Origin of the sequence: Lactobacillus delbrueckii subsp. bulgaricus (genome assembly GCF_046938665.1) — a bacterium.
Lineage (GTDB): Bacteria > Bacillota > Bacilli > Lactobacillales > Lactobacillaceae > Lactobacillus > Lactobacillus delbrueckii_C.
On sequence record NZ_JBKZCD010000028.1, the window covers coordinates 1 to 26,582 of the forward strand.

Annotated in this window: 24 protein-coding genes and 1 pseudogene; 22 read left to right on the forward strand and 3 right to left on the reverse strand. The window is 50.4% G+C overall.

Annotated features, from left to right (window positions below):
• From ACLUXO_RS08895 to ACLUXO_RS08905, 3 genes and pseudogenes are all read left to right on the forward strand, one after another.
• Nucleotides 1-728 (forward strand): annotated as a pseudogene (locus tag ACLUXO_RS08895) (hypothetical protein); the annotation flags it as partial.
• A 212-nt stretch (nucleotides 729-940) separates the two neighbouring features.
• Nucleotides 941-1,825: a YitT family protein gene (locus ACLUXO_RS08900; protein WP_412137253.1), complete on the forward strand. Its 885-nt coding sequence runs from the start codon at nucleotides 941-943 to the stop codon at nucleotides 1,823-1,825.
• A 66-nt stretch (nucleotides 1,826-1,891) separates the two neighbouring features.
• Nucleotides 1,892-2,161: a PepSY domain-containing protein gene (locus ACLUXO_RS08905; protein ID WP_013439694.1), complete on the forward strand. Its 270-nt coding sequence runs from the start codon at nucleotides 1,892-1,894 to the stop codon at nucleotides 2,159-2,161.
• 58 nt (nucleotides 2,162-2,219) lie between these two features.
• Here ACLUXO_RS08905 and ACLUXO_RS08910 read toward each other — a convergent pair whose 3' ends face one another.
• The gene (locus ACLUXO_RS08910; RefSeq protein WP_412137254.1) at nucleotides 2,220-3,077 is read right to left on the reverse strand and encodes a pyruvate, water dikinase regulatory protein; all 858 of its coding nucleotides are present in this window, start codon (nucleotides 3,075-3,077) and stop codon (nucleotides 2,220-2,222) included.
• Nucleotides 3,078-3,246: 169 nt separating this feature from the next.
• Here ACLUXO_RS08910 and rpsU point away from each other — a divergent pair, with 169 nt between their 5' ends.
• The 12 genes from rpsU (at nucleotide 3,247) to ACLUXO_RS08970 (ending at nucleotide 15,637) form a co-directional block, all read left to right on the forward strand.
• Entirely contained in the window at nucleotides 3,247-3,423 is a 177-nt protein-coding gene (rpsU, locus tag ACLUXO_RS08915; protein WP_002880182.1) for a 30S ribosomal protein S21, read from the forward strand.
• Between the two features lie 153 nt (nucleotides 3,424-3,576).
• Entirely contained in the window at nucleotides 3,577-4,524 is a 948-nt protein-coding gene (locus tag ACLUXO_RS08920) for a PhoH family protein (protein WP_270447844.1), read from the forward strand.
• On the forward strand, nucleotides 4,524-5,048 hold the full coding sequence (gene ybeY / locus ACLUXO_RS08925; protein ID WP_279189714.1) for an rRNA maturation RNase YbeY: 525 nt from the start codon (nucleotides 4,524-4,526) through the stop codon (nucleotides 5,046-5,048). The genes ACLUXO_RS08920 and ybeY overlap by 1 nt, the downstream gene beginning before the upstream one ends.
• 1 nt (nucleotide 5,049) lies before the next feature.
• Nucleotides 5,050-5,469: a cytidine deaminase gene (gene cdd / locus ACLUXO_RS08930; RefSeq protein ID WP_412137255.1), complete on the forward strand. Its 420-nt coding sequence runs from the start codon at nucleotides 5,050-5,052 to the stop codon at nucleotides 5,467-5,469.
• A complete protein-coding gene (era, locus tag ACLUXO_RS08935; RefSeq protein ID WP_279189716.1) occupies nucleotides 5,453-6,358 on the forward strand; it encodes a GTPase Era in 906 nt (301 codons plus the stop codon). The genes cdd and era overlap by 17 nt, the downstream gene beginning before the upstream one ends.
• Entirely contained in the window at nucleotides 6,358-7,107 is a 750-nt protein-coding gene (recO, locus tag ACLUXO_RS08940; RefSeq protein ID WP_279189718.1) for a DNA repair protein RecO, read from the forward strand. The genes era and recO overlap by 1 nt, the downstream gene beginning before the upstream one ends.
• A gap of 265 nt (nucleotides 7,108-7,372) precedes the next feature.
• A complete protein-coding gene (glyQ, locus tag ACLUXO_RS08945) occupies nucleotides 7,373-8,284 on the forward strand; it encodes a glycine--tRNA ligase subunit alpha (RefSeq protein ID WP_003618715.1) in 912 nt (303 codons plus the stop codon).
• Entirely contained in the window at nucleotides 8,277-10,343 is a 2,067-nt protein-coding gene (glyS, locus tag ACLUXO_RS08950) for a glycine--tRNA ligase subunit beta (protein WP_412137256.1), read from the forward strand. Before glyQ ends, glyS begins: the two co-directional genes overlap by 8 nt.
• Nucleotides 10,344-10,373: 30 nt before the next feature.
• The gene (gene dnaG / locus ACLUXO_RS08955; protein WP_412137257.1) at nucleotides 10,374-12,212 is read left to right on the forward strand and encodes a DNA primase; all 1,839 of its coding nucleotides are present in this window, start codon (nucleotides 10,374-10,376) and stop codon (nucleotides 12,210-12,212) included.
• Nucleotides 12,184-13,302, forward strand: a complete 1,119-nt coding sequence (gene rpoD / locus ACLUXO_RS08960) for an RNA polymerase sigma factor RpoD (protein WP_412137258.1) — start codon at nucleotides 12,184-12,186, stop codon at nucleotides 13,300-13,302. The genes dnaG and rpoD (ACLUXO_RS08960) overlap by 29 nt, the downstream gene beginning before the upstream one ends.
• A 41-nt stretch (nucleotides 13,303-13,343) precedes the next feature.
• Complete coding sequence (gene rpoD, locus ACLUXO_RS08965; protein WP_412137259.1) at nucleotides 13,344-14,465, forward strand: RNA polymerase sigma factor RpoD; 1,122 nt, start codon at nucleotides 13,344-13,346, stop codon at nucleotides 14,463-14,465.
• A 35-nt stretch (nucleotides 14,466-14,500) separates the two neighbouring features.
• Nucleotides 14,501-15,637 (forward strand): sigma-70 family RNA polymerase sigma factor, encoded by a 1,137-nt coding sequence (locus tag ACLUXO_RS08970; protein ID WP_412137260.1) that lies wholly within the window; start codon nucleotides 14,501-14,503, stop codon nucleotides 15,635-15,637.
• Nucleotides 15,638-15,861: 224 nt separating this feature from the next.
• On the opposite strand, the gene ACLUXO_RS08975 is transcribed toward ACLUXO_RS08970, so the two are convergent.
• Entirely contained in the window at nucleotides 15,862-17,307 is a 1,446-nt protein-coding gene (locus ACLUXO_RS08975; RefSeq protein WP_412137261.1) for a 6-phospho-beta-glucosidase, read from the reverse strand.
• 477 nt (nucleotides 17,308-17,784) lie between these two features.
• On the opposite strand from ACLUXO_RS08975, the gene ACLUXO_RS08980 reads away from it, so the two are divergent.
• The 5 genes from ACLUXO_RS08980 to ACLUXO_RS09000 all read left to right on the forward strand — a co-directional run bounded on the left by ACLUXO_RS08980 (nucleotide 17,785) and on the right by ACLUXO_RS09000 (nucleotide 20,979).
• Nucleotides 17,785-18,102 (forward strand): PTS sugar transporter subunit IIB, encoded by a 318-nt coding sequence (locus ACLUXO_RS08980; RefSeq protein ID WP_201336029.1) that lies wholly within the window; start codon nucleotides 17,785-17,787, stop codon nucleotides 18,100-18,102.
• 116 nt (nucleotides 18,103-18,218) lie between these two features.
• Nucleotides 18,219-18,539, forward strand: coding sequence for a PTS lactose/cellobiose transporter subunit IIA (locus ACLUXO_RS08985; protein WP_236156639.1), 321 nt, complete (start codon nucleotides 18,219-18,221; stop codon nucleotides 18,537-18,539).
• 21 nt (nucleotides 18,540-18,560) lie between these two features.
• A complete protein-coding gene (locus tag ACLUXO_RS08990; RefSeq protein ID WP_412137262.1) occupies nucleotides 18,561-19,082 on the forward strand; it encodes a PTS cellobiose transporter subunit IIA in 522 nt (173 codons plus the stop codon).
• Between the two features lie 65 nt (nucleotides 19,083-19,147).
• Nucleotides 19,148-20,506 carry a PTS cellobiose transporter subunit IIC gene (celB, locus tag ACLUXO_RS08995; protein ID WP_412137263.1) on the forward strand — a complete coding sequence of 453 codons (1,359 nt, stop codon included), beginning with the start codon at nucleotides 19,148-19,150 and terminating at the stop codon, nucleotides 20,504-20,506.
• A gap of 146 nt (nucleotides 20,507-20,652) precedes the next feature.
• A complete protein-coding gene (locus ACLUXO_RS09000; protein WP_412137264.1) occupies nucleotides 20,653-20,979 on the forward strand; it encodes a heavy metal-binding domain-containing protein in 327 nt (108 codons plus the stop codon).
• Nucleotides 20,980-21,007: 28 nt separating this feature from the next.
• Here ACLUXO_RS09000 and ACLUXO_RS09005 read toward each other — a convergent pair whose 3' ends face one another.
• On the reverse strand, nucleotides 21,008-21,847 hold the full coding sequence (locus ACLUXO_RS09005; protein ID WP_412137265.1) for an AraC family transcriptional regulator: 840 nt from the start codon (nucleotides 21,845-21,847) through the stop codon (nucleotides 21,008-21,010).
• A 257-nt stretch (nucleotides 21,848-22,104) separates the two neighbouring features.
• On the opposite strand from ACLUXO_RS09005, the gene ACLUXO_RS09010 reads away from it, so the two are divergent.
• Both ACLUXO_RS09010 and ACLUXO_RS09015 read left to right on the forward strand, forming a co-directional pair.
• Nucleotides 22,105-24,027, forward strand: a complete 1,923-nt coding sequence (locus ACLUXO_RS09010; RefSeq protein WP_412137266.1) for a glycoside-pentoside-hexuronide (GPH):cation symporter — start codon at nucleotides 22,105-22,107, stop codon at nucleotides 24,025-24,027.
• Nucleotides 24,028-24,100: 73 nt separating this feature from the next.
• The gene (locus ACLUXO_RS09015) at nucleotides 24,101-26,305 is read left to right on the forward strand and encodes an alpha-galactosidase (protein ID WP_412137267.1); all 2,205 of its coding nucleotides are present in this window, start codon (nucleotides 24,101-24,103) and stop codon (nucleotides 26,303-26,305) included.
• Nucleotides 26,306-26,582 lie beyond the last annotated feature (277 nt).

The window sequence follows — 26,582 nt, forward strand, 5'->3', positions numbered from 1 at the left end:
GCTCCGAATCCACTTCAACGAGTGAGTCATCTTCCTCAAGTGAAAGCACGAGCTCTTCAACGGCTTCTACCAGCACTAGTGAATCACTTAGCGTAAGTGAATCTGAAAGCATCAGCCAATCTCAGAGCTTGAGCAGCTCCACTAGTGAAAGCCAATCAACTAGCGAATCACTGAGCACTTCAGCAAGTCAGAGTGCTACCCAGATTCCTAACGCTGGCAACACTCCATTTGTTCCGACGATTCCGGCTGCAAATACTCCAGCTGCTAACACGCCAACTGCTCCAGCAACTCCTGCAGCTGCCGCAACGACTGCTGGCACTACAACTGTCCAAGGTACCGCGGCTACGACGAACGGTACTAACAATGCGGGTACAACCACTACAAACGCTGGTAATACCATCAACACTCCAGCTCAAAACTCCACGAGCACCAGCGTTGGCTCCGTTGTAGCTGACAGTTCCGAAGACTCAGTAACTGCTTTCGTTGGCAACTCTGAAAGTGCCAATGCTGAATACCAGGCTTCCGTGAGTGCGTCAATTTCTCAATCTGAACTTGAGAAACTGCAGATGTCCGCTTCCGAACTGGCAAGTATGAGTGACCCGACCTCAGCTGAACAAAGTGTAGTAACTTCTGTTTCAGCCAGTGCGTCCGCGTCAACCTCAGAATCTACTTTCGACTCGAGTGTCGCTAACTCTCAAAGCAACAGTCAAGTAAACCTTAACCGGTAATCTTTATAATTAATAATTGATTTGTAGGCGTCTAAACTCTTATAGGGTTTAGGCGCTTGTTTATATAAAAAGTTATTGGGAAAGCCCCAATGATTTATGAAAAAGCTGTATCATAAATAAGGATATTCATTGCTTTGCCTTCTTATGTAGGCGGGGCAAGGCCAGCAGCCAATAGCTGCTGATCCTGTTACGACGGAAAGGAAAGCAGAAAAATGAAGCTGTTTGATTTAAATCGCTTTTCACGAAATTACGGCTTTTTAGTAAAAATCGGGACGGCTATTCTATACTCAGTCATGGTTGCCGTAGCCTTGAACTTCTTCTGGCATCCCGGCCACATCTATTCTTCCGGGATCACTGGCTTCGCGCAGATCGTCAACACCGTGACCAGCCGCTACATGCCATTTACCATCCCAACAGAAGTGATGTACTTTGCCTTGAACGTGCCCCTCTTTATCCTAGCTTGGTTCAAGATCGGCCGTGAGTTTACCGGCTACACCATCTTCGCGGTTGCTATGTCCACGATCATGATGCGTTTCATCCAGCCGACTCATTTGAGCCTGGACCCAATCCTCTGCGCCATTTTCGGGGCAGCAGTCAACGGGATCGGGACTGGTATGGCTTTAAAGAGCGGGATCTCTACGGGGGGGTTGGACATTTTAGGCATCGTGGTTAGGAAGAAAACTGGCATGAACTACGGTAAGTTCAATATCTTGGTCAACTTGATCATCGTCTTGATCGCCGGCTTTCTCTTTGACTGGTCCAGAGCCCTCTACACGGCCTTGAACATTTTCATCAACGGCCGCTTCATCGACTCAGTCTATACTCAGCACAACAAGCTGCAGGTAATGATTGTTACTGAGCATCCCAATGCCATCATCGAAGGGATTCAAGAAAAAATGCACCGCGGGATCACCATCTTCCACGACGTGGAAGGGGCCTACGGGCACACTGAAAAGACCGTCCTTATGACCATCATCGACACTTACGACCTCTACGACATCCGGACCACGGTAGAAAAATGTGACCCCTTTGCCTTCATGAGTGTCACGGAAGTCCAGAAAGTTTATGGCAGATTTAGAGAACAAGAAGTTGTTTAGCTATTGAAAAATATTAAAAAGCAAATTATACTTGTGTTATGAAGATTAAATGAGGTGGTGAAATAGATGCCGGATGAAAGGGACAATAGCCGCTATCAACCAAAATATATAGGCTTGGATTTGGCGACTGAGATCGCCACTACTTACGCTAAACAGCATGGACACCACAATGTCAAGCTGCTGATGACTAAGACCAGTCCAGACAAGCGGTCAGAGTATTTTTACGTCTTCAGCGTAACTGACAGCTTGCGCGAGAACGGCAAGAAGGAATATTTCATTTTAGTTGATCCAGTTTCTGGAGAAGTCTTCAGAGTGGATGAAAGTCCGCTGAAGTAAAAAAACGCGCGCTTACGTTTGTTGTAAGCAGCGCGTTTTTTTTTACGCAATTATTTAATTAATCTTCTTCGTAACCCAGGTGGTTCATGATCAAAGCCGCGGTTTCCTCGATTGACCGTTCAGCCACGTTGATCACGAAGCAGCCCAGCTTCTTGTATAAGGTCATGGCACTGTCCAGTTCGGCATTGATTGAATCCATGTTGGAGTAGGCCGTGTCCGGGTCCATCCCGTAGCTAATCATTCTTTGCCGGCGGATGCGGTTAAGCACTTGCGGGTCGTTGGTCAAACCAATGATCTTCTTCGGGTCGATCTGGTAGATTTCCTTTGGAATGTGGGTCTGCGGCACTAGCGGCAAGTTGGCAACTTTCAGCCCCTTGTTGGCCAAAAGCAAGGAAAGGGGAGTCTTGGAAGTCCGGGAGACACCTAACAAGACAACGTCCGCTTCCAAAAAGCCCCGCGGATCCTTGCCGTCGTCGTACATAACCGCGAATTCCATAGCGGAGATCCGGTTGAAGTACTTGTTGGTCAGCTGGTGGTTAGCCCCAACCAGGCCGGTCGGCTTCATATGGGTCGTCTGGCTGATCGCCTCAATGATCGGAGACAAAATGTCGATGTACTTAGCCTTGTGTTCCCGGGCAAACTTGATGATCGGCAATTGCAGTTTCTCATCCAGCATGCTGTAGACGATGACCAGGTTAGGGTACTGCTCGATTTCTTCCAGGGTAGCGGCCAGCTTCTTTTCATTAACCATGAAAGGATAGCGGCGGTAGTTGACTTCAGCGTCAGGGAACTGGACGGCAGCCGCCTGGGCGTTGTTAAAGGCCGTTTCCCCAGCTGAGTCGGAAATAATGATAATGTTGACTTCCATCTTTTCAGTTTTTTCTGTTTGCTTGTTTTCTGCTTTATTTTCAGTCATATAGATCACCTCATCAACTCTATTATACCGGATAATGCGCTTTCTGGGCCCTAGCCCCAAAAAACTTTTCAAAAAATCTGTCCAGACTATTGACGATTAGTCGATTTTTGCTATAATTTAGATAAATGTTTATGGCAGCAATGCCAAGAAATGGAAGGAGGGATCACACATGGCTAAGACTATCGTTCACGAAAACGAGTCTATTGATGATGCTCTTCGTCGTTTCAAGCGTTCCGTTTCTAGAAGTGGTACTTTGCAAGAATACCGCAAGCGTGAATTCTACGAAAAGCCAAGCGTTCGCAGAAAGTTAAAATCTGAGGCCGCTCGCAAGCGTAGACATTATTAATCGACTGAAGCTCTCGTGAAAACGGGAGCTTTTTTCTTACTTATTTTCCGTGTTCTCTTTTGGCCTGAATCGTGTATCATTGGTTTAGAAGAGTATAGTCTGGCGGACAGAGATGTGCTTGCCCGCTGGTTTGAAAATGAAGGAGTTCTTTTATTGGAAAAGAAGTTTTTGCCCCACAGCAGCGAAAATGTCCAGAAGCTGGTGGGCGTAAATGACAGCAATTTGAAGCTGATCGAAGAAGGCTATGAGGTTACCGTTACTGACCTGGGTGGTCAGATCAAGGTCGCTGGACCTGAAGAGCAGGTGGAGACCGTCTTGCGGGTTTTAAAGGCCCTGGACGGGGTAGCCAGCAACGGGATCAATTTAACTCCGGCCGATGTGGTCAGCGCCATGAAAATGGCTGACCGGGGGACAACTGAATACTTTGGCGACCTCTACAAGCAGATCTTGATCAGAGACGCTAAGGGCCGGCCTGTCCGGGTCAAGAACATGACCCAGAAGAGCTATGTTGAAGCCATCAACAAGAGCGATGTTGTCTTTGGCATTGGGCCAGCCGGAACCGGGAAGACCTTCCTGGCTGTCGTCTGCGCGGTTGCTGCCTTTAAGCGGGGAGAGGTATCCAAGATCATCTTGACCCGGCCGGCAGTTGAAGCCGGAGAATCCCTGGGCTTTTTGCCAGGGGACCTTAAAGAAAAGGTTGACCCCTACCTGCGGCCAATCTATGACTCCCTTTACGCCATCTTAGGGCAGGGACCAACTGACCGCTTGATGGAGCGGGGCGTTATCGAAATCGCCCCTCTGGCTTATATGAGAGGGCGGACCTTGGAAGAAGCCTTTGTCATCTTAGACGAAGCGCAAAATACGACTGACGCCCAAATGAAGATGTTTTTGACTCGGCTGGGCTTTAACTCCAAGATGGTGGTTAACGGGGACATGACCCAGATCGACCTGCCTGGCAAGGCTCACAGCGGTTTGATCACGGCCCGTAATATCCTGCAGGGGATCGACCAGATCAAGTTCGTGGAATTCAGCGCGGCTGACGTTGTCCGGCACCCAGTCGTGGCAAAGATTATCAAGGCATATGAAGAGGAAGGAAAATAATGCAGGGAATTGACGTAAGCTACAGCGATGAAGTCGGCTTTTTGACTAAGGGAGACCGGGACTGGGAAGACTGGATCATGCAGCTGCTCCTCATGGCGAAAAAGGAAATCGGCAAGGACAATGCCCAGGAAATGAGCATCAACTTTGTTGACGAAGACCGGTCGCAAACTATCAACCGGGACTACCGGGATAAAGACCGGCCAACCGACGTGATCTCTTTCGCCATTGAAGATGGCGACGACGGCCTGGACCTGGCTATGTTCACCCAGGACCCGGACTTTACCGAAGACATTGGCGACTTGTTCATGTGTCCAAGTGTCATCGAGCGCCACAGCAAGGAATATGGCACCGGCTTTGACCGGGAATTTGGCTACACGATTGTGCATGGCTACCTGCACTTGAATGGCTATGACCACATCGAGCCAGACGAAGCCAAGGAGATGTTTGGCATCCAGGGCAAGGTCTTGGAAGAATATGGCCTGCCCCTTTATCCGGACCAATTAGACGAAGGAAGAGGGAAATAGCATGAACGAGTTGGAAGAAAAACTCTTTTTGCTGGCCAAGGACCATTTGGCGGATGCCTATAGCCCTTATTCCCACTTTCACGTGGCCAGCGCTTTAGTGACGGACGCGGGGGAAATTTTTACCGGGGTCAATATTGAAAATTCTTCTTTTGGCCTGACCAACTGCGCCGAACGGACGGCGATCTTCTCCTGGGTCAACGCTGGCCGGCCGGGCAAGATCAAGTGCCTCTTGATCATCGGCAACACTGACCGGCCAATTTCCCCTTGCGGGGCCTGCCGGCAGGTGATGAGCGAATTCATGGCTCCGGAAACGGAAGTAATTCTGACCGACAGCCAAGGAGACTGTGAGCGCTTTACAGTTGAGCAATTGATACCATACCATTTCACAGAAAAGGACATTCAAGATGGGGCAAACAAGTAAACACAAGTCAGGTTTCGTAGCACTGGTTGGCCGGCCGAATGTTGGCAAGTCAACCTTGATGAACCGCTTAATCGGGCAGAAGGTGGCGATTACCTCCGCCAAGCCGCAAACTACCAGAAACAAGATTTCCGGCATCTATACTGAAGATGACATGCAAGTCGTCTTCGTTGACACGCCAGGGATTTTCAAGAGCCATTCCGACCTGGACGAATACATGGATAAGGCCAGCCTGTCTTCTTTAAAGGACGTGGACTTAGTCATGTTCATGGTTGACGCTAAAGAAGCCGGCAAGGGCGAGGAATACGTGGCCGGTCTTTTGAAAGATTTGGATATTCCGGTATTTTTGGTCATCAACAAGATCGACCAGGTCCACCCAAATGAGCTTTTGCCAATCATCGACTCCTACCAGGCTGTCGGCAAGTTCGCGGAATTTTTGCCAATTTCCGCCCGGCAGGGCAACGGGGTCGACGACTTGCTCAAGACCTTGAAGGACTACCTGCCAGAAGGGCCGCAATACTACGCTTCAGACGAAGTAACTGACCGGCCGGAATACTTCGTGGTGGCAGAAATGATCAGAGAACAGATCCTCCGCTTGACCGACCAGGAAGTTCCCCACTCAACTGCCGTTTGGGTTGACCAGATGAACCAGCGGATCAATGGCAAATTGCAGATCGACGCCACGATTTTTGTGGAAAAAGACGGGCAAAAGCGGATCATTATCGGGCAAAGAGGGGCCATGATCAAGCAGATCGGGATGCGGTCCAGAAAAGAAATCGAAAATCTCCTGGGCGAGAAGGTTAACCTCAAGCTCTGGGTCAAGGTACGGCGCAACTGGCGGCAGGACCCGGCCTTCCTCAAGTCCATCGGCTATGACAAGAAGGAACTTTAATGGCCGCTGACCTGCTCGATGTTCACGGCCTGCTTTTTAAAAGGCAGCAGTATAAAGAGGCTGACCTCTTGGCCAAGCTCTGGACCAAGGAACTGGGAATCGTCACCGTAATCGCCAAAGGCGGGATGCGGCCCAAGTCCCAGCTGGCCGCCGCGGTTTTGCCCTTTACGGAAGGGACTTTTGGCATCTTGACCCGCTACAAGGGGATCAGCCAGCTGCGGACCTATAAGAAGCTCAGCCAGCACGATGAGCTGTTTACCGACTTGGACAAAAATGCCTATCTCTCTTATCTTTTTGACTTAGCTGACCATGCCTTCAGCGAGTACCAGAAACTAGGGGGCTACTATGACCTTTTGCTAGTGGCCTTTAACCGGATCGTGGCCGGCCAGGATCCGGAAATTATTGCCCAAATCGTCCAGCTGCAGCTCCTGGATGCCTTCGGGGTAGCTCCCCAGCTAAGCGCCTGCGTGATCTGCGGCAAGGAAAAAGGGATTTTTGACTATTCAATCGCCGCCGGCGGGGTAGTCTGCAGCGACCATTTCCGCTCTGTCAGCCGCCTGCACCTGTCGCCGAAGGCTACTGCCTTAATCAGAACCCTGGGCCTTTTGCCAATTACCCGTTTAGGGGAGATCCAGATCGGCGAAGATTTGAAAAAGGAAAGCCGGCGGGCCATCGCCCAGATCTACCAGGCAACTGTCGATTTGCACCTGCCCAGCCTCCGCTTTTTAAATGAGGTCCGGGGCAGCTGATTTTCCTAAAAAAACATGAAAAGAAAAGGAATTTGTGGTAAAATAGCCTGTATATTGGTAATGATGAGGAAATAGAAAAGTACCGCGGCAGCGAGTATCGGTTGGTGGAAGGATACAGCGGGAAAAGGCCCCTCTAGCCAAGCTAATTAAGAGCAGGAAGCAAATAGGCTTCCTGAATTAGGGTGGAACCGCGAATACTTTTTTCGTCCCTATGCAAAAGTAAAATTGCATAGGCTTTTTTTATGGCCTTGCATAGGAGGTAACTATGGCACAAAAATTAGATATTCAGACCATGATCTTCAAGCTTGAACAGTTTTGGGCTTCAAAAGGCTGCATGATCATGCCGTCATATGATGAAAACAAGGGTGCGGGGACGATGAGCCCATACACCTTCTTGCGGGCAGTCGGGCCTGAACCTTGGAAGGCCTGCTACGTTGAGCCTTCCCGCCGGCCAGCTGACGGGCGCTACGGGGACAACCCGAACCGGCTCTTCCAGCACCACCAGTTCCAAGTCGTTTTAAAGCCGGCTCCGCTGGAAATCCAGCAATACTACCTGGACTCCTTGAAGGTACTGGGCATTGAACCTTTGGAACACGACATCCGCTTTGTTGAAGACAACTGGGAAAACCCATCCATGGGCTGTGCCGGTGTTGGCTGGGAAGTCTGGCTGGACGGGATGGAAGTTTCCCAATTTACCTACTTCCAAACTGTCGGCGAACTGGACGTTAAGCCAACCATGGGGGAAATCACTTACGGGGTTGAACGGCTGGCTTCCTACATCCAGGACGTTAACTCAGTCTTTGACCTGGAATGGGGCGATGGCGTCCTTTACCGGGACATCTTCAAGGAACCTGAATACGAACACTCCAAGTACGCCTTTGAAGAAAGCGACCAGAAGCAATTGCTGGAATTCTTTGACACTTACGAAAGAATTGCCAAGCGCCTTTTGGGCCAGAACCTGGTTCACCCGGCTTACGACTACATCTTGAAGTGTTCCCACACCTTCAACCTGCTGGACGCCCGGGGGGCAGTCTCAGTAACTGAACGGGCCGGCTACCTGCACCGGATCCGCAACATGGCTCACGAAGTAGCGGTTAAGTTTGTGGAAGAACGTGAAAAGCGCGGCTTCCCATTGTTGAAGAGTGCACAAGCAAAGGCGGAGGCAAGCAATGACTAAAGACTTTTTATTTGAAATCGGCGTTGAAGAAATGCCAGCCCACGTGGTCAGCAAATCAGTCAAGCAGCTGGCTGACAGAACTGGCAAGTTCTTGAAGGAAAACGGCCTGGGCTTTAAGGAAATCAAGACCTACTCAACTCCCCGCCGCCTGACTGTCCTGGTCAAGGACCTGGATGAAAAGCAGGCTGACGTGGATGAAGTCAAGAAGGGGCCGGCCAAGAAGATCGCCCAGGACGCTGACGGCAACTGGACCAAGGCTGCTGTCGGTTTTGCCCGCGGCCAGGGGATGAGCGCCGACGACATCTACTTTGAAGAACTCAAGGGCGTGGAATATGCCTACGTGCACGTGCAAAAGGCCGGCAAGGAAGCTAAGGAAATCCTCTTGGGCCTGGATGAAGTAATCAAGGCCATGACCTTCCCGACTAAGATGCGCTGGGACTCCCAAGACTTTGAATTTGTCCGCCCGATCCACTGGCTTGTTGCCCTTTACGGCAGCGAAGTCGTCCCAGTTGAGTTCCTGGACATCACTGCCGGCCGCAAGACTGCCGGTCACCGCTTCTTGGGCGACAGCGTGGTTTTGGCCAACGCTGACGACTACGTGGAAGCTCTGCGGGACCAATACGTCATCGTTGATGCTGACGAACGCAAGGACATGATCGTTTCCCAGATCAACGACCTGGTAAACAGCCACAACTGGCAGATCAAGCTGGATGCCAGCCTTTTGGAAGAAGTCAACAACCTGGTTGAATACCCAACTGTTTTTGCCGGCTCATTTGACCAAAAGTACCTGGAAATCCCGGACGAAGTCTTGATTACTTCCATGAAGGACAACCAGCGCTACTTTGAAGTCTACGACCAGGAAGGCAAGCTGATCAACTACTTCATCTCCGTGAGAAACGGGAACAAGGACCACTTGGAAAACGTGATTTCCGGTAATGAAAAGGTCCTGGTTGCCCGCCTGGATGACGCGGTATTCTTCTACGACGAAGACCGCAAGTACCCGCTCAGCCACTTTGTTGACCGGATGGACAGCGTTTCCTTCCACGACAAGATCGGTTCTATGGCAGAAAAGATGACCCGGGTCCGGATCATCGGCGACTACCTGGCCAAGAGATTCGGCCTGTCAGCTGAAGAAGTGGCTGACTTTGACCGGGTAAGCGGCTTGTACAAGTTTGACCTGGTAACCCAGATGGTCGGCGAATTCGCTGAACTGCAAGGGGTTATGGGGATGCACTATGCCCGCCTGGCTGGCGAAAACGAAAACGTTTCTGTCGCCATCAAGGAACACTACATGCCAACTACGGCTGAAGGCGACTTGCCGAAGACCAAGGTCGGCGCCCTCTTGTCAGTTGCTGACAAGCTGGACACCATTATCGCCTTCTTTGGTGCCGGGATGATTCCTTCATCATCAAACGACCCATACGCTTTGCGCCGTTACGCTTACGGGATTGTCCGGATTCTTCTAAGCGAAAACTGGTCCCTGCCATTTGACCAGGTTGTTCCGGAAATCGTGGAACTTTTGTCTGGCAAGACTCCGGCCAAGTTGCCGCAAGGGGCGGAAGAAGACAAGCAACTTGCTGACTTCATCCGTGACCGGATCAAGCAGTTCTTGCAAAAGAACAACTACCAATACGACGTTATCGACGCCGTTCTGGCTTCAAGCGAACAAGACCCAAGCCAGATCCTGGCCGCTGCCAAGGTTCTGCAGCAGCACCATGACGACGAGGCCTTCAAGCCAGTCGTTGAAAGTCTGACTAGAATCGCCAACATCTTGAAGAAGGCTAAGTTCAGCCAGGCTAGTCCGGTTGACCCAAGCTTATTTGAAGACAGAAGCGAACAAGACCTTTATAATGGAGTTGAAGCTTTGGCAAATGTCAAGGACCATGCTGAACTTTACGAAGCCTTCGTTGCCTTGCAAGGGGTAATCGACCGCTACTTCGACGTCAACATGATCATGGCCAAGGACGAAGCAGTCAAGAACAACCGCTTGAGCCAGCTGGCAGCTGTCAATGACCTGGCCAAGCGCTTGGGCGACTTGAGCAAGTTGGTTATCAAGTAAGAAGCAAATTTTTAATAAAGGGTGAGGCAATTGGCTGGAAGAATTTCGGAAGATTTTATCAATGAAGTTCGGGGCAGCGTAAATATCGTTGACGTGATCAGCCAGTATGTATCACTGGAGAAGAGAGGCAAAGACTATGTTGGTCTTTGCCCTTTTCATCAAGAAAAGACCCCCTCTTTTAGCGTCAACCCGGACAAGCAGTTCTTTTACTGCTTTGGCTGCCATAAAGGTGGCAATGTCTTCAAGTTCATCATGGAAAAGGAAGAAGTTACTTTTCCAGAAAGCGTTGAAAGAGTAGCGGAATTCGCCAATATCCCCATGCCCCAGGAATACCAGGAGCAGCCGGTCAAGCTGAATCCTTTGATGCAGATGCACAAGGAAGCGGCGGACTTTTACCAGCAGGTGCTCATGACTACCAAGATCGGGGAAAGGGGCCTGGAATATGCCAGAAAAAGAGGCTTAGACGATGATCTGCTCAAGCACTTTAAGATCGGCTATGCCCCAGGCAAGTCCGACCTGCTCTTGACCTATTTGCGAGGCGAAGGCTATACGGATGACCAGCTGGAGGAAAGCGGCTTGTTTGTCAAGAGCCAGGACGGCCGCCTCTTTGACCGCTTCAGAGACCGCTTGATGTTCCCGATGAGTGATGAAAGTGGCCACCCGGTAGCTTTTTCCGGCCGGAGAATCAGCGATGACCCGGAAGAACCCAAGTACTTGAACAGTCCGGAAACCAGCATTTTCAACAAGTCCGACCTGCTCTTTCACTTTTCAGAAGCCAAGAAGCATGTCAGAAAAGAGGGCCACCTGGTCTTGTTTGAAGGACATATGGACGTGATTTCGGCCTATAAGGCCGGGGTCAAGACCGGGATTGCCTCCATGGGGACCAGTTTGACCCAGCAGCAGGTCTATATGATCCGCCGGATCACCAAGCAAGTCGTCATCAACTATGACGGCGACGATCCAGGCCAGCACGCCACTGAACGGGCGGTGGGCCTCTTCAAGCAGGCCGGCAACTTTGACCTGGGCATCGTGATCCTGCCTGACAAGCTCGACCCGGACGAATATGTCAAGCAGTACGGACCGGACAGCTACCAGGCCGCAATTAGAGGGGCTATTTCGACCACTGACTTTTTCCTGCAGCGCTTGAAGAAGAAGTACAACTTAAACAATGAGCGTGAGCAGGTAGCCTATTTAAGCGAGGCAGTTGCCGAGATCGCCGCTTTGCCCAACCCGGTTGAACAAGACCTTTATGTAGGCCGCCTGGCCAAGGAAACCGGAGTCTCCCTGGATGCTTTGAAGGTTAACTTGTCCAGGGCCCGCCGCAAGCAGCGCCGGGTGGACCAGCATACCAGCAGTGAAGTCCTGCCCGAGCCGGCCCCCTTGGCTCCGGCCGCGGACCCCCAGCCGGTCACCCGGGCGCTAAAGGCCCAGCAGCGCCTGCTTTATGCCTACATCTATTCTGATGAGGCCCGGGACTACTTGATCGTCAATGGTTTTGTTTTTCCAAACCCGGAATACGAGCGTCTGGCCAAACTTTGGCTCAATTACATTGAAACTCATGAAAATGTTTCATTAAGTGGCTTCCTGGATTTTATTCCTGAAGAACTTCAGAGTATAATTGTTAGTACTGATATGACCGGGCTGCCAGGGGAAATCACCCTGGAAGAGCTCGAAGCGCAGGTTCGGGTACTCAACCTGTGCAAGATAGATGATGAGATCGACCGCCACATGCAGGCGATTGCAGACGCGCGTCGGCGAAACGACCAAACGGCAATTTTGCTGGAAACACAGGCAATTTTGCAGCTAAGGCAACTGAAGCTGCAAGAAGAGGAGGCAGTTAGTGACAGAAGAAAAGCAAACCAAGGCTAATGAGATGTCCCTGGAAAAAGCGGTGAAGCTGGTTGTTGAAGGAGTAAAGGCCAGCCACCAAATCACTGAAGCTGCTTTCGAAGACCGCTTGATCAAGCCCTACAAATTAGAGGGCAAGGCCGTCGACCAGCTGGTCCAGGAATTTGAAGACAACGGGATCAGCATTGTTGATGAGGATGGCAAGCCTTCCAAGCTGGCTCTGACCAAGCAGAAAAATGTTGAAAAGGCGGAACTGAACAATATGGCCGCCCCGACCGGGATGAAGATGAACGACCCGGTCAGAATGTACTTAAAAGAAATCGGCCGGGTCAACCTTTTGACCAGCGAGGAAGAAGTCGCCCTGGCCAAGCGGATTGAGGCTGGCGATGAAGAGGCCAAGCAGGAACTGGCTGAAGCCAACCTGCGTTTGGTCGTCTCGATTGCCAAGCGCTATGTCGGCCGGGGGATGAACTTCCTGGACTTGATCCAGGAAGGGAACATGGGCCTCATGAAGGCGGTCGACAAGTTTGACTACCGGCTGGGCTACAAGTTCTCCACTTACGCGACCTGGTGGATCCGGCAGGCTATCACCCGGGCAATTGCCGACCAGGCCCGGACGATCAGAATTCCGGTCCACATGGTGGAAACCATTAACAAGCTGATCCGGATTCAGCGCCAGCTCCTCCAGGATTTAGGCAGAGACCCGGAACCGGAAGAAATCGGGGCGGAAATGGACTTGCCGGTCAAGAAGGTCAGGGAGATCTTGAAGATTTCCCAAGAGCCGGTTTCTTTGGAGACCCCAATTGGGGAAGAAGACGATTCCCACTTGGGCGACTTTATCGAAGACAAGGACGCGATGAGTCCCGAACAGCACGCGGCCAATGAGATGCTGAAAGAGCAGCTGGCCGAGGTTTTGGATACCTTGAGCGACCGGGAAGAAGAAGTCCTCCGTTTGCGTTTTGGCTTAGATGATGGCAAGACCAGGACTTTGGAAGAAGTCGGCCAGCATTTTGAAGTGACCCGGGAACGGATCCGGCAAATTGAGGCCAAGGCCCTCAGAAAGCTCCGCCACCCGAGCCGGAGCAGCCAGTTGCGGGATTTCTTAGATTAATGTGCAGCGTGATGCTGCTGTGATAGAGTGAAGGCAATCAAATGACAGACAAAGCTAAGCAGACAGGAAAGGCAGACCAGGTATCCCTGGCTGAAGCCGTTAAGTTAGTTGTTAAGGATGTCAAGAAGAGCAAGCAAATTTCTGAAAAGGAATTTACCGACCGCTTGCTGAAGCCTTACCAAATTGAAGGCCGGGCGGTCGATCAGCTGGTGCAGGAATTTGAAGACAACGGGATCAGCATTGTCGATGACAAGGGTGAACCGTCCAAATTGGCCCTGGCCAAGCAGAAAAATGTGGAAAAGGCAGAGCTGGAACACTTGTCAGCCCCAGGCAGCCGGATGAATGACCCGGTCCGCCAGTATTTGAAGCGGATCGGCCGGGTCAGCCTGCTCAGCGGGGATGAAGAAGTCCAGCTAGCCAAGCGGATTGAAGCCGGCGACCAGGAGGCCAAGGATGAACTGACCAATGCCAACCTGCGTCTGGTGGTTTCCATTGCCAAGCGCTATGTTGGCCGGGGGATGAGTTTTTTGGATTTGATCCAGGAAGGGAACATGGGCTTGATGAAGGCGGTCGACAAGTTTGACTACCGGCTGGGCTTCAAGTTTTCTACTTACGCGACCTGGTGGATCCGGCAAGCAATCACCCGGGCGATTGCCGACCAGGCCCGGACGATCAGAATTCCGGTTCATATGGTGGAAACCATTAACAAGCTGATCCGGATCCAGCGCCAGCTCCTCCAGGATCTGGGCAGAGACCCGGAACCGGAAGAAATTGCCGCGGAAATGGACTTGCCGGTCAAGAAGGTCCGGGAGATCCTCAAGGTGGCCCAGGAGCCAGTTTCCTTGGAGACACCGATTGGGGAAGAGGATGACTCCCACTTAGGCGACTTTATCGAAGACAAGGACGCGACCAGCCCGGAACAACACGCGGCCAGTGAAATGTTGAAAGACCAGTTGGCGGAAGTACTTGACACTTTGACTGACAGGGAGGAGAATGTATTGCGTCTGCGTTTTGGTCTGGATGACGGAAACCCCCGGACTTTGGAAGAAGTCGGCCGGGTCTTTGGCGTGACCCGGGAGCGGATCCGGCAGATCGAGGCCAAGGCCTTGCGCAAGCTGCGGCACCCTAGCCGAAGCAACCAGTTGCGTGACTTTTTAGAGTAGTAAATTTTTAGCAGAATAAGAACAGGGCGGATTGAATGGCAAAAGAAAATGCTTCTAACGTAAATGATTTTCCACTGGAAAAAGCAGTTAAAATGGTGATTACCGGTTTAAAGAAGACCAAGCAGATCAGCGAAAAGGACCTAAAGGCCCGGCTCTTGCTGCCGTATGGTCTGAATGATGCCGAAACTGCCAAGCTGGTAGAAGAGTTTGCGGATAATGGGATTAGTATCGTTGACGACCAGGGTGAACCGTCTGCTCTGGCCCTCAAGGCGGAAGAAGAAGCTGAAAAGAAAGAACAAAAAGAACTGGTCGCTTCCAGTGACAATGACCGGGTTTACGACTCGGTCCGGATGTATTTGAAGGAAATCGGCAAGGTCCCGCTTTTGAGCCGGGACGAAGAAGTAGAAGTAGCCAAGCGGATTGAAAACGGCGATGAGTCAGCCAAGGATGAGCTGGCCGCCGCCAATCTCCGTTTGGTGGTCTCCATTGCCAAGCGCTATGCCAAGCACAATGGGAAGATGGGGATTCTGGATTTGATCCAGGAAGGCAATATCGGCCTGATGAAGGCAGTTGACAAGTTCGACTACTCCAAAGGCTTTAAGTTTTCAACTTATGCTACCTGGTGGATCCGCCAGGCCATTACCCGGGCTCTGGCTGACCAGGACCGGATGATCAGAATCCCGGTTCACGTGGTGGAAAGCATCAACAAGATGAACCGGATCCAGCGGACTCTGCAGCAGGACCTGGACCGGGATGCCAAGCCGGAAGAGCTGGCCGCGGAAATGAATGAACCTTTGCAGAAGGTACAGGAAATTATCACGGTAGCCAAGAACCAGGAAACTGACTCTTTGGACAAGCCGGTTGGCGAAGAAGGGGACTCGCAATTGGGGGACCTTTTGGAAGACAACAAGGCAGTCAACCCGGAAGAATACACTGCTTTTGAAATGCTGAAGGACCAACTGTCCGGCATGATGGGTGAGTTTCTGACTGACCGGGAAGCCAAGGTCTTGAAGCTGCGCTTCGGCCTGGAAAACGATGAGCCGCACACTCTGGAAGAAGTTGGCCGCAGTCTGGGCGTTACCCGGGAACGGGTCCGGCAGATTGAAGCCAAGGCTGTCAAGAAGTTGAAGCACCACTCAGACCTGCTCCAGGACTACTTCTCAGCTGAATAGACAGAAGAAACATGTTTCCATATTTTGGAAGCATGTTTTTTGCTTTTGCCAAGTTTTGGAATGGCTCAAAAAGCAGAAGGGTGATAAAGACCCGGTTTACAGCAGCCATTTCAAGTAGAAAAAGATAATTAGCTAAGCACAAAAAGCGATCAAGATCAGAGCGGATCTTGGTCGCTTTTCGCGTTTTCGTTAAGAGATTAAGTAGTAATAAGAATTAGAGAAGATTAGTCGAGGTCAGTCCCGTTGGAGGCAATGACCTGCTTGTACCAGTAGTAGGAGTCCTTTGGGGTTCTGCTGAGGTCGCCGACGCCTTGGTCGTTCTTGTTGACGTAGATGAAGCCGTAGCGCTTGTCCATTTGGCCGGTCCCGGCAGAAACCAGGTCGATTGGCCCCCATGGCAGGTAACCCATCAGGTCAACGCCGTCGATCGCAACTGCCTTTTCCATTTCGCTGATGTGCTTCTTCAGGTAGTCAACCCGGTATGGGTCATGAATCTTGCCGTCTTCGACCTTGTCGTAGGCCCCCAGGCCGTTTTCAACGATGAAGAGGGGCAGGTGGTAGCGGTCAGTCAAGTGGTTCAAAGCCAGGCGGAGGCCAACCGGGTCAATTTCCCAGCCCCAGTCGCTTCGCTCCAAAGTCGGGTTTACGGCAACTACCTTTTCCAGGTCGCTCAGTTCATCAGCTGAGACCTTTTCGCTGGAGACAGTAGTTGACTGGTAGTAAGAGAAGGCCACGTAGTCGACGGTCCCTTCTTTAAGGACGACTCTGTCTTCGTCAGTGATGTCCGGCCGGTAGCCGTGCTTTTCAATGTAGGCTTCAATTGCCTTCGGGTATTCGCCGAAGACTTGGACGTCTGAGAAGAAGTCCCGGTGCTGTTCGAACTTATCAGCCAAGAGGGTGTCTTCTGAGCTTGGCGTAAGCGGGCGGACTGGTGAATAGTTGATCATCAGGCCGATCTTGAAGTCAGGGTTGATCTTGTGGCCGATCTTGACTGCCAGGGCGCTGGCCACGAATTCATAGTGGGCAGCCTGGTACATGGCAGCTTCTTTTTCTTCATCAGTCATGCCTTCTTTAAAGAGGATACCGGAGTTGGTCGCCATCAAGAAGTCGTTGTTGAAGGCACTTTGGTTGTCGATTTCGTTGAAGGTCATCCAGTACTTGACCTTGTCCTTGTAGCGCTTGAAGCAGACTTCAGCAAAGCGGACGAAGAAGTCGATGGTCTTGCGGTTGGTGAAGCCGCCGTAGTTCTTGGCCAGGTTGAATGGCATTTCAAAGTGGCTCAAGGTGATGACTGGTTCAATGCCGTACTTGTGCATTTCGTCAAAAAGGTCATCGTAGAACTTCAAGCCTGCTTCACTAGGTTCAGCGTCGTCACCATTAGGGAAGATTCTGGTCCAGGCAATGGAGGTTCTGAAAGCTTTGAAGCCCATCCCGGCCAGGAGCTTGATGTCCTCTTTATAGTGGTGGTAGAAATCGATGGCTGAGTGGTTCGGGTAGTTCTTCCCCGGCAATACGCCGTCGGTGATTTCCCGCGGCTTAGTGGCTGAACCGACGGTCATGACGTCGGCAACGGACACGCCCTTGCCGCCTACGTCCCAGGCACCTTCAAGCTGGTGGGCAGCAACCGCGCCGCCCCATAAAAATCCTTCTGGCATTTTTGCAGAATACATTGAGCAAAACCTCCATTTTCATTTGTGTATGTTTTCAACAGTTTTCATTACTCACCGATTTACTTGCATATTTTCATCGTTTGCAAGTAACCGTTTTCGAGAATGATTATAGTTGGAATTTATCGGCATTGCAAGAGTGAAAGGGCAGATAATTGGTATTTTTTTAGAAAAAAGCATAGAACTAAAACTTATGGAAATAAGAAAATAAGCTTAGCACAGCAATAATATCGCAATTGTTTCAGCAAAACTTGTTTTTATTAGGAGGAAAGCCTTGTTTTCTGAAATTAAAAGATATGTCTTTTAAAATAAATTTTAAAAGTTCAACCCCGTAAAAAGTCCGGTATAGCGCCGCTTTTCGGCATTTTCTTCAAAGGCGTAAGAATAAAAATGTAATGAAAGTGGTTTACTTTCAATTGAAAACGATATACACTGTAAGCGTCAACAAACAACACAAGAAAAGTCTAGGAGGAAATAATTATGGCTACCAAAACCATTATGTTGAACTGCGCGGCTGGGATGAGCACCAGCCTGCTCGTTAAGAAGATGCAGGAAGCTGCCAAGGCCCAAGGCAAGGACTACGAAATCTTTGCCTGCCCGGCATCAGAAGCCGACAACAAGCTGGCTAACCAAGAAATCAACTGCGTATTGCTTGGGCCGCAAGTTGGCTATATGAAGGCGGACTTTGAAAAGAAGCTGGAAGGCACCGGCATTCCTATGGGGGTTATCCCGATGCAGGACTATGGGATGATGAACGGCAAGAAAGTTCTGGAATTTGCTGACAGCTTGATGGCTTAATTAACCAAGAGTAAGGATAGAAATAAGGTAAGTTAAAAATGGCTGAATTAAAAGATACAGCAGAAACCCTGAAGCAGGCAGCTGAAAATCAGCAAAGCCGGGAAGAAGCAACCTTGATGGCGGCTATGGGCCTCATTGCCAACGGCGGCAATGCCAAGAGCCTGGCTTTTGAAGCAATCCGCCTGGCCAAGGTTGGCAAGATCAAAGAAGCAAGAGAGAAGCTGGAAGAAGCAGACAAGTCTCTGCTTGACGCCCACAACTCACAAACGGACATGTTAACTAAGGAAGCCCAAGGCCAGCATACCCACGTGACTCTTTTGGTTGTCCACTCACAGGATCACTTGATGAACGCCATCACCTTCCGCGACTTGGCGGGGGAAATGGTTGACTTGTATGAAAAGCTTTACGCCAGCGGCAGTTTGAAGACCGAAGCGTAAGCGCGAAGGAGGTGAACAAGCATGTCTGCAAAAACTAAGCAGCAAAGCCGGACTTACGTGGACAGACGGCATGATGACCGGGTTCGTTACGCCTACTTTGCCCGCTATATGATGGTTCGCTACTTCGTCATCGCTTTCTTTTTCGCCAACTTCTTCTGGCTGCTGGTGAGCTATTCTGCTAACAGCCAACTGGGGATGATCTTGGCGGCAGTAGCTGCCGGGTGGTGCACGGTCAGCGTGATTGAACAACTGAGCAAGCTGCATAATAAGCAGGCTGATGTGCCGAGAACCCGGCAATACCTTATTTTCCAGCTTGTTCTCAACTTGCTGCTGAGCGTATGCTTGTTCACGCCTTTAAAGAGTGTGATCTATCCTTTTGCCATTAATAAGAGTGACGTTCTGGCCTTGCTCTGCATCTTGCTGCTCGGGATGGCAGCCGCTTCTGCTGCTTTAGTAAGGATCCACAATATTTGCCTGGGAAGAGACAAATATTTGCCGCTGATCCGCAACGCGGAAAAGAGCCGGGCTTTGGACCAGGAGTAGCCGCTTTTTATGAGGCAAAAAGAGTTATCGAAAGTTAATGAAGAGAAAAAATAGGGGAGAATATCATGTCTGAATCACAAAGTTCATTCAGAGATAAACTCGCGACTGGCATTGGGAAGTTTGCTGGTTCACGTTTTGTTAGATCGATCATTGATTCCGGTTATGCGGTAATTCCATTTACGATCGTCGGGGCGATCTTCTTGATCTTGACGGTTCTGCCGCAAGCCTTTCCAATTCCGGGCTTCGCTGGTCTGTACGCGCACACGCTTGGCAAGTTCTCAAACATGTTCACGGTCGTTTACAACGCCAACATGGGTATCTTGTCATTGATCTTCGGCGGGCAGTTTACCTACTCATACGCCAAGATCTACCAGCAAGAAGAAAAGATTAACATCGTGCCGCTTAATGCCTTGTTCATGATGCTGATGGCAATGTTCATCACTGTTCCAGAAATGGTTTACAAGAACGGGTCAATCCAGTTCGTGCAATCATTGAAGGCAGACAACATCATCGGTGGCGGTATTCAAGTTTCAGGTTCTGGTGTGACCAGAATCGGGACGACCGGTCTGTTTACGGCGATTGTGATCGGCTGGGCAACAGTTCAGATCTACCGCTTTACTGTTAAGCACAACTGGCAGATCAAGATGCCAGACGTCGTTCCAGCTGGTGTTTCCAACTCATTCAGTTCATTGATTCCAGGCTTCTGCGTTGCCTTCGTAGTAGCAACTATCAACTTAATCCTTGTCTTGATGGGCACTGACATCTTCAAGGTTATGTATGTGCCATTCTCATTCGTCGGCAACATTGCCGGTACTTGGTGGGGCGTGTTGATCATCGTCTTCTTCATCCACTTCCTCTGGTGGTTCGGGATCCACGGTGCCAACATCATGAGCTCATTCTACACTCCAATCGCTTTGGCCAACCTTGCAGCCAACGTTAAGGGTGCTCACAACTTCTTTGCTGGTGACCCAATGAACGCCTTCATCATCCTTGGTGGTTCAGGTTCAACCCTCTTGATCGCCTGGTGGATGGCTGGCCGGGCAAAGTCAGCCCAGCTTCGTGAAATCGGTAAGGTTGAAGCAGTTCCGGCCTTGTTCAACATCAATGAACCATTCTTGTTTGGTCTGCCAGTAGTTTACAATGTTAACCTCTTTGTACCATTTATCGGCGCGCCAATGGCTTCTGCCATCGTAGCTTACATTTTCCACGCGATCGGTTTTATGCCAGATATTAAGGTTCAACAGCCATGGCCAACTCCAATCGGCCTTGGCGGCTACCTGGCCACCTTGTCATGGAGAGGTGCCGTTGTAGCGATCGTCTGCGCGATTGTTGCTTTCTTAATCTGGTACCCATTCATGAAGCGCTTCGACCTCAAGACTTACAAGAAGGAACAAGAAGAAGCAAAGCAAAACGCTAACGCTTAATTAGTAATACATTAGCAAAAAAGCCGCCAGCTGGCGGCTTTTTTTCATTGCTTTATAGTGTTGCAACAAGTATAGAAGAAACTCTTTCCATATTTTTTCCTTGTGCTACAATCTAGGAAACGTTTAAAGAAAACGAGGTAATTTAAATGGAAAACAAATTGTTGGTAGTAACGACGGAAAACATCCCAGGCCGCAAGTATGAAGCAATCGGGGAAGTCTTTGGGGTAACCACCCAGTCAAAGAATTTCGCGTCAGACTTTGGGGCTGGCCTCAAGAGCATGATTGGCGGGGAAATCAAGGCCTACACCAAGATGCTGACGACTTCTAGAGAAGTTGCCCTGGACCGTTTGCGTGAAGAAGCTGGCAAGCTTGGCGCGGACGCCGTAGTCATGATGCGCTTTGACTCCGGCTCAATCGCCGGCGACATGCAGTCAGTCGTAGCTTACGGGACCGCCGTTAAGTTCGTCGATTAGCAAAACATACTAACAAGAAAACGCTGGGTTAGTTCCCAGCGTTTTTAATTTGTCTCCAGCTTTTTGGACTTAGTCCTTGGTAGCGCTTGAAGGCCTTAGAAAAGGTAAAAGAGTCATTATAGCCAACAAAATGGGAGATGGCTTGCACATTTAGATCGCTGTTCGACAGTAATTCTTTAGCTTGTTCCATACGTAATTTGGTCAGAAACTGCTGAGGCGAGAGATCGGTCTTGTTCTTAAAGAGGTTATAGACATAGCTGCGGGACAAGCCTAGCTGTTGGCAGAGCTCGCTGACCGAGCAAGCTGGATCTTCAAAATTGTCTTCCAGAAAGGTCATGGCCGCGATAAAGTAGTCATCAGCCAGACCGCTTTGCTGCCGTTTGCCAGTCGGATAGTCAACCAGCAGCTGGTAAAAGGTCTGGTAGAGCAGGGATTCCGTCAGCATGTTGCTGGCCAGGGACTCACGCATGTGCAGGGCGTGAAAAAGCTGGCGCAGGCTCTTGTAAAAGCCGGAATCCTGGACCTGGCGCAGGTAGAACTTGTCTGACAGCTTGGAATTCTGCAGGATCTTGCCAATCTGTATGCCGGACATGCCAACCCAGAAATAGCTCCACGGATCGTCAAAGTCAGCCTGGTAAAAGCAGGCCACCCCCTTGGGCAGAATAAAGAGGTCGCCCGCCTGCAAGCTGACTGGGGCTTGTCCCGCCGGGGCAAAGGTGCCCCGGCCGCTTAGAATATAGTGAATGACGTAGTTGGAGCGGACATTGTTGCCCCGGTAGAAGTAGCCTGGCGCGCAGCTTTCCTGCCCGTAGAAAAGGATGTTGGAGTCAATGTTTTGCTTGTTCAGCTGCCGGTATTCGCCAGTCATTGATGTTCACGCTTTCATTTTAACAACAGCTTTTTGCCATCTGAACCATGGCCAAAAGTTTTTAGCCTCAAGGATATAGTCCTATTATATCAGCAGTTCTCCAAATTATCATGTCAAAATGTCTACCAACTAAAGCAACATTAAAACAAACTGACCTGCTATGTGAATCCACTTTCAAAAAGCCCATAATAGTAATCGTTAAGAGAGGTGTAAGCGAATACAGATAAAGCTTACTGTTGGAGTGGAAGGAGATAACGATGAACGAAGATTCCAACAAAAAATTAACCGTCCGGGAGCGGTTAGCTTATAGTTTCGGGGCTTTCGGGAATGATGCCTTTTATGGTTTGATGTCCGGTTGGCTGGTGGTATTTATTACCTCACACTTGTTTGATACAGGTAATAAAGCAACTGACGCCAAAATGGTCAGCATTGTCACCATTTTGATGGCAGTTATCAGAATTATTGAATTGTTTATTGACCCCTTTATCGGGAATGCGATTGACAAGACTAAGACCAAGTGGGGGCACTTCCGTCCATGGATTGTGGCTGGTGGTTCAGTTTCAGCCATTTTCTTGCTGATCCTGTTTTCTACGATGGGGGACTTGTACAAAAAGAGTCCTGTCGGCTATATTGTTGTTTTTGCAATTCTGTACATCGTGATGCAGCTGTTCTACGCTTTTAAGGACACGGGTTTCTGGTCAATGATGCCATCCCTGACCTTGGATTCACGGGACCGGGAAAAGACGGCTACCTGGGCCAGAGTCGGCTCAACCTTAGGCGGCGGCTTGCTGGGGATTCTGGTGATGCCTGCGGTCGTTGCCTTCTCAGCAACTAAGACCACCAACGGGGACACCCGCGGCTGGTTCATCTTTGCCGCAATTGTCTGCACCATCGCCTTCCTGTCAGCTTGGGCAGTTGGCCTGAACAACCGGGAAGTAACCAGTGACATCCGGAAGAACACGGAAGATACCAGCTTAAAGGGCGTCTTCAAGATCCTGTCCGGCAATGACCAATTGTTATGGGTCGCAATTGCCTACCTTTGCTACGGCATTGCCGTTAACGTAACTGGCAGTCTGGAAATTTACTACTTTACTTATATTTCAGGTCAGGCGCAGGCCTTCTCCATTATGTCAACGATCAACGTCATCATGGGGGTTGTTGCTTCAGCAGTTTTTGCACCGATTTCTAAGAAATACAGCCGCAAGGCGATGTTTGTCACTGCTTTGTGCCTGATGCTCGTTGGTCTGGGCATCTTCGCCATCGCCGGCAAGAGCGTGCCACTGGCAATTCTGGCCTGCGTAGTCTTCGGTTTGCCACAGCAGCTGGTCTTCCTGGTCGTTTTGATGACGATCACCGACTCAGTTGAATACGGGCAATTGAAGCTGGGTCACCGCGATGAAAGTCTGACCCTGTCAGTTCGTCCACTGATCGACAAGTTTGGCGGCGCCATCTCCAACGGGGTCGTTGGCCAAGTTGCCGTTATCGCCGGGATGACGACCGGTGCTACTGCCGCCTCAATTACCGCGGCAGACCAAGTCAAGTTCAAGATTGCCATGCTGCTTCTGCCAGCCATCTTCCTGATCTTGAGCATGATCATCTTCAGCAAGAAAGTAATCCTGACTGACCAAAAGCACGCGGAAATTGTTGCTGAACTGGAAGCAACTTGGGGCCAGCAGTTTGAAAACGAAGATTCTGAAACCGAAGCCGCGGAAGTTAAGGGCAACGGTACGGTTTTGACCACGCCTGTATCCGGTGAGCTGCTGCAGTTAAAGGACAGCAGCGATCCAAACTTTGCCAGCGGCAAGATGGGCAAGGGCTTTGCCATCAAGCCAAATGACGGCCGCGTCTACGCGCCGTTTGACGGTGAAGTTGCCGCAGCCTTTGCCACCCGCCACGCGATCGGCTTGAAGAGCAAAGACGGCTTGACGTTGCTGATTCACATTGGGATTGACACGGCCAAGCTGAACGGGACCGGCTTCGTCCAATACGTCGTGCAAGGACAAGAAGTCAAGAAGGGCCAAGAATTGATTGAATTCTGGGACCCAACCATCAAGCAGCATGGCTTGGACGACACGGTTCTGGTCACCGTCATGAATTCAAAGGACTACCAGAAGCTGGCAGTGACTGAGAAGTTCGGCAAGACGGTTGCGGCCGGCGATCCAATTATGGAAATCGAATAAGCACGTTTTTGCCAAAAAAGATAAATTCAGCAAGATGAGAAATAAGAAAGCATAAACAATTTAGGAGATAAAAATGTCTGAGTTGATCGAATTTGATGAAAAGCAGCAGGTCTTCCACCTGCACAACCAGGAAATTTCTTACATCTTCTCCGTCGTTAAAGGCGGCACCTTGAGCCACTTGTACTTTGGCAAGCGGGTCAGAGGCTACCACGGGGAATTAGCCTACCCAGCCGTTGACCGCGGCTTCTCTGGCAACCTGCCAGGCGACTTGGACCGGACTTTTTCCCGGGACACCTTGCCTAAGGAATACAGCGGGGCAGGGGAAATGGACTACCACTCACCAGCCACCATTGTCCGCCAAGCCAACGGGTCAAACGCGGTCTTCCTGCACTACGCCGGCTATGAGATCGCGCCAGGCAAGCCAAAATTGCCAGGCCTGCCAGCTGCCTACGTTGAGAATGATGATGAAGCTGAAACCTTGACGATCAAGCTGGGTGACGACTTGACCGGCCTTGAGTACGACTTGCTTTATACGATCTACCGTGACCGCGACGTGATCGCCCGCAGCGTCCGGGTCGTCAACAAGGGCAAGGAAAGCGTCCACCTGGAAAAGGCTGCTTCCATGCAGATGGACCTGGTTGGCCGGGACTTGGAAGCCATCACCTTGCCTGGGGCCCACGTCAATGAGCGCCACCCGCAAAGAAGTCGCTTGACTCAAGGCCGCCACGTCTTTGAATCCCGCCGCGGTACTTCCAGCCACCAGATGAACCCATTCGTCGCTTTGGTTGACCCGAAGACGGATGAGTTCAGCGGGGATGCCTGGGGCTTGGCCTTGGTCTACTCAGGCAATCATGAATTTGAACTGGAAAAGGACCAGCTGGACCAGCTGCACGTCACGGTTGGGATCAACGATTACAACTTCTCCTGGAAGCTGACCCCAGGCGCCAGCTTCCAAACTCCAGAAGTCTTGCTGGTCTACTCAAACGCCGGCTTGAACGGGATGAGCCAGACCTACCACAGCTTGATTTTGGACCGGGTAATCCGCAGCAAGTTCAAGCGGTCTCCGCGGCCAATCCTGGTCAACAACTGGGAAGCAACCTACTTTGACTTCAATGAAGACAAGTTGAAGCCAATCGTTGATGAAGCTAAAAAATTGGGCATTGAAATGTTCGTTCTGGACGATGGCTGGTTTGGCCACCGCGATGACGACAACAGCTCCCTGGGCGACTGGCAGGTCTACGAGAAGAAGTTCCCGCAAGGCTTGAAGCACTTTGCTGACTATGTCCATGAACAGGGATTGAAGTTCGGCCTGTGGTTTGAACCGGAAATGATCTCCTTTGACTCCGACCTTTTCCTGGCTCACCCTGACTATTTGATGCAGGTGCCAGGCAGAAAGCCAAGTCCATCTCGGAACCAATATGTACTGGATTTGGGCCGAAAGGAAGTCCGTGACAATGTCTTTGCTCAGATGACCAAGATCCTTGATGATGGTGGTATCGACTATATTAAATGGGATATGAACCGGCACCTGTCTGACATCTACGAAAGCGACCTGCCTGCTGACCAACAAGGAGAAGTTTACCACCGTTATGTTTTGGGCCTGTATGACCTGTCTGAGCGTTTGGTCGACCGTTATCCGGACATCTTGCTGGAAGGCTGCTCAGGCGGCGGTGGCCGCTTTGACATCGGCATGGCCTACTACTGCCCGCAAATCTGGGCCAGCGACAACAGCGACGCGATTGCCCGCCTGGTCATCCAATACGGCACCAGCCTGGTCTACCCGCAGTCAATGATGACCTCCCACGTTTCCGTTTCGCCAAACGAGCAAAACGGGCGGATCACGCCATTTGACACCAGAGGCGCCGTAGCCATGTGCGGCGACTTGGGCTATGAATTGGACTTGACCAAGATGTCTGATGAAGACAAGGCAGCGGTTAAGCAGCAAGTGGCTGACTACAAGCAGATCCGTGGGCTGACCCAATATGGGAAGTTCTACACTTTGAAAGCTCCGCTTGATAGTAACCAAGCTGCTTGGATGACAGTCAGTGATGACCAGAATGAAGCCGTGGTTACGACGGTTAACATCATGTCCTACGCCCAGCCATACCTGACCAAGACTAAGCTGGCCGGGCTGGACCCAGACAAGAACTATGAAGATCTGGCCACCGGCAAAGTCTACGGCGGGGATGAGCTGATGAATTTGGGCTTCTATGATCCAACCCAGCCTCGTAAAGACTTTACTGCTAAGATGTATCACTTCAAAGCACTTACTGATTAGCAGTAACCAACATCCTATAATATTTCCAAAAAACTTTCGTACAAGCAGAAGCAGTTTCCTTCGGGAAGCTGTTTTTGCGTGGAAAAAGTTAAAAATAGAGAAATTGATCTAAACAGTAGATAGGCCGATAAAATAAATAACGAATTATGACGGAAAGGTCAGAATCCTGTTGTCAAAATAATCTTTTAGGATAATAATGGTTAATATAGAATAAAGTACTTATGGATGTAGGATGTGTTGCGTAGAATGAAGAAAAAATTGGGCCGCTTGCTAGTAT

Coding starts and splice junctions, on each gene's coding strand:
- ybeY (WP_279189714.1), top strand. CDS start 4,524: ATGCAGGGAATTGACGTAAGCTACAGCGATGAAGTCGGCTTTTTGACT.
- ACLUXO_RS08990 (WP_412137262.1), top strand. CDS start 18,561: ATGTCTGCAAAAACTAAGCAGCAAAGCCGGACTTACGTGGACAGACGG.
- ACLUXO_RS08900 (WP_412137253.1), top strand. CDS start 941: ATGAAGCTGTTTGATTTAAATCGCTTTTCACGAAATTACGGCTTTTTA.
- ACLUXO_RS08905 (WP_013439694.1), top strand. CDS start 1,892: ATGCCGGATGAAAGGGACAATAGCCGCTATCAACCAAAATATATAGGC.
- ACLUXO_RS09000 (WP_412137264.1), top strand. CDS start 20,653: ATGGAAAACAAATTGTTGGTAGTAACGACGGAAAACATCCCAGGCCGC.
- glyS (WP_412137256.1), top strand. CDS start 8,277: ATGACTAAAGACTTTTTATTTGAAATCGGCGTTGAAGAAATGCCAGCC.
- ACLUXO_RS09010 (WP_412137266.1), top strand. CDS start 22,105: ATGAACGAAGATTCCAACAAAAAATTAACCGTCCGGGAGCGGTTAGCT.
- recO (WP_279189718.1), top strand. CDS start 6,358: ATGGCCGCTGACCTGCTCGATGTTCACGGCCTGCTTTTTAAAAGGCAG.
- era (WP_279189716.1), top strand. CDS start 5,453: ATGGGGCAAACAAGTAAACACAAGTCAGGTTTCGTAGCACTGGTTGGC.
- rpsU (WP_002880182.1), top strand. CDS start 3,247: ATGGCTAAGACTATCGTTCACGAAAACGAGTCTATTGATGATGCTCTT.
- ACLUXO_RS08910 (WP_412137254.1), bottom strand. CDS start 3,077: ATGACTGAAAATAAAGCAGAAAACAAGCAAACAGAAAAAACTGAAAAG.
- ACLUXO_RS08980 (WP_201336029.1), top strand. CDS start 17,785: ATGGCTACCAAAACCATTATGTTGAACTGCGCGGCTGGGATGAGCACC.
- ACLUXO_RS08985 (WP_236156639.1), top strand. CDS start 18,219: ATGGCGGCTATGGGCCTCATTGCCAACGGCGGCAATGCCAAGAGCCTG.
- ACLUXO_RS09005 (WP_412137265.1), bottom strand. CDS start 21,847: ATGACTGGCGAATACCGGCAGCTGAACAAGCAAAACATTGACTCCAAC.
- ACLUXO_RS08970 (WP_412137260.1), top strand. CDS start 14,501: ATGGCAAAAGAAAATGCTTCTAACGTAAATGATTTTCCACTGGAAAAA.
- rpoD (WP_412137259.1), top strand. CDS start 13,344: ATGACAGACAAAGCTAAGCAGACAGGAAAGGCAGACCAGGTATCCCTG.
- ACLUXO_RS08975 (WP_412137261.1), bottom strand. CDS start 17,307: ATGTATTCTGCAAAAATGCCAGAAGGATTTTTATGGGGCGGCGCGGTT.
- ACLUXO_RS09015 (WP_412137267.1), top strand. CDS start 24,101: ATGTCTGAGTTGATCGAATTTGATGAAAAGCAGCAGGTCTTCCACCTG.
- celB (WP_412137263.1), top strand. CDS start 19,148: ATGTCTGAATCACAAAGTTCATTCAGAGATAAACTCGCGACTGGCATT.
- cdd (WP_412137255.1), top strand. CDS start 5,050: ATGAACGAGTTGGAAGAAAAACTCTTTTTGCTGGCCAAGGACCATTTG.
- glyQ (WP_003618715.1), top strand. CDS start 7,373: ATGGCACAAAAATTAGATATTCAGACCATGATCTTCAAGCTTGAACAG.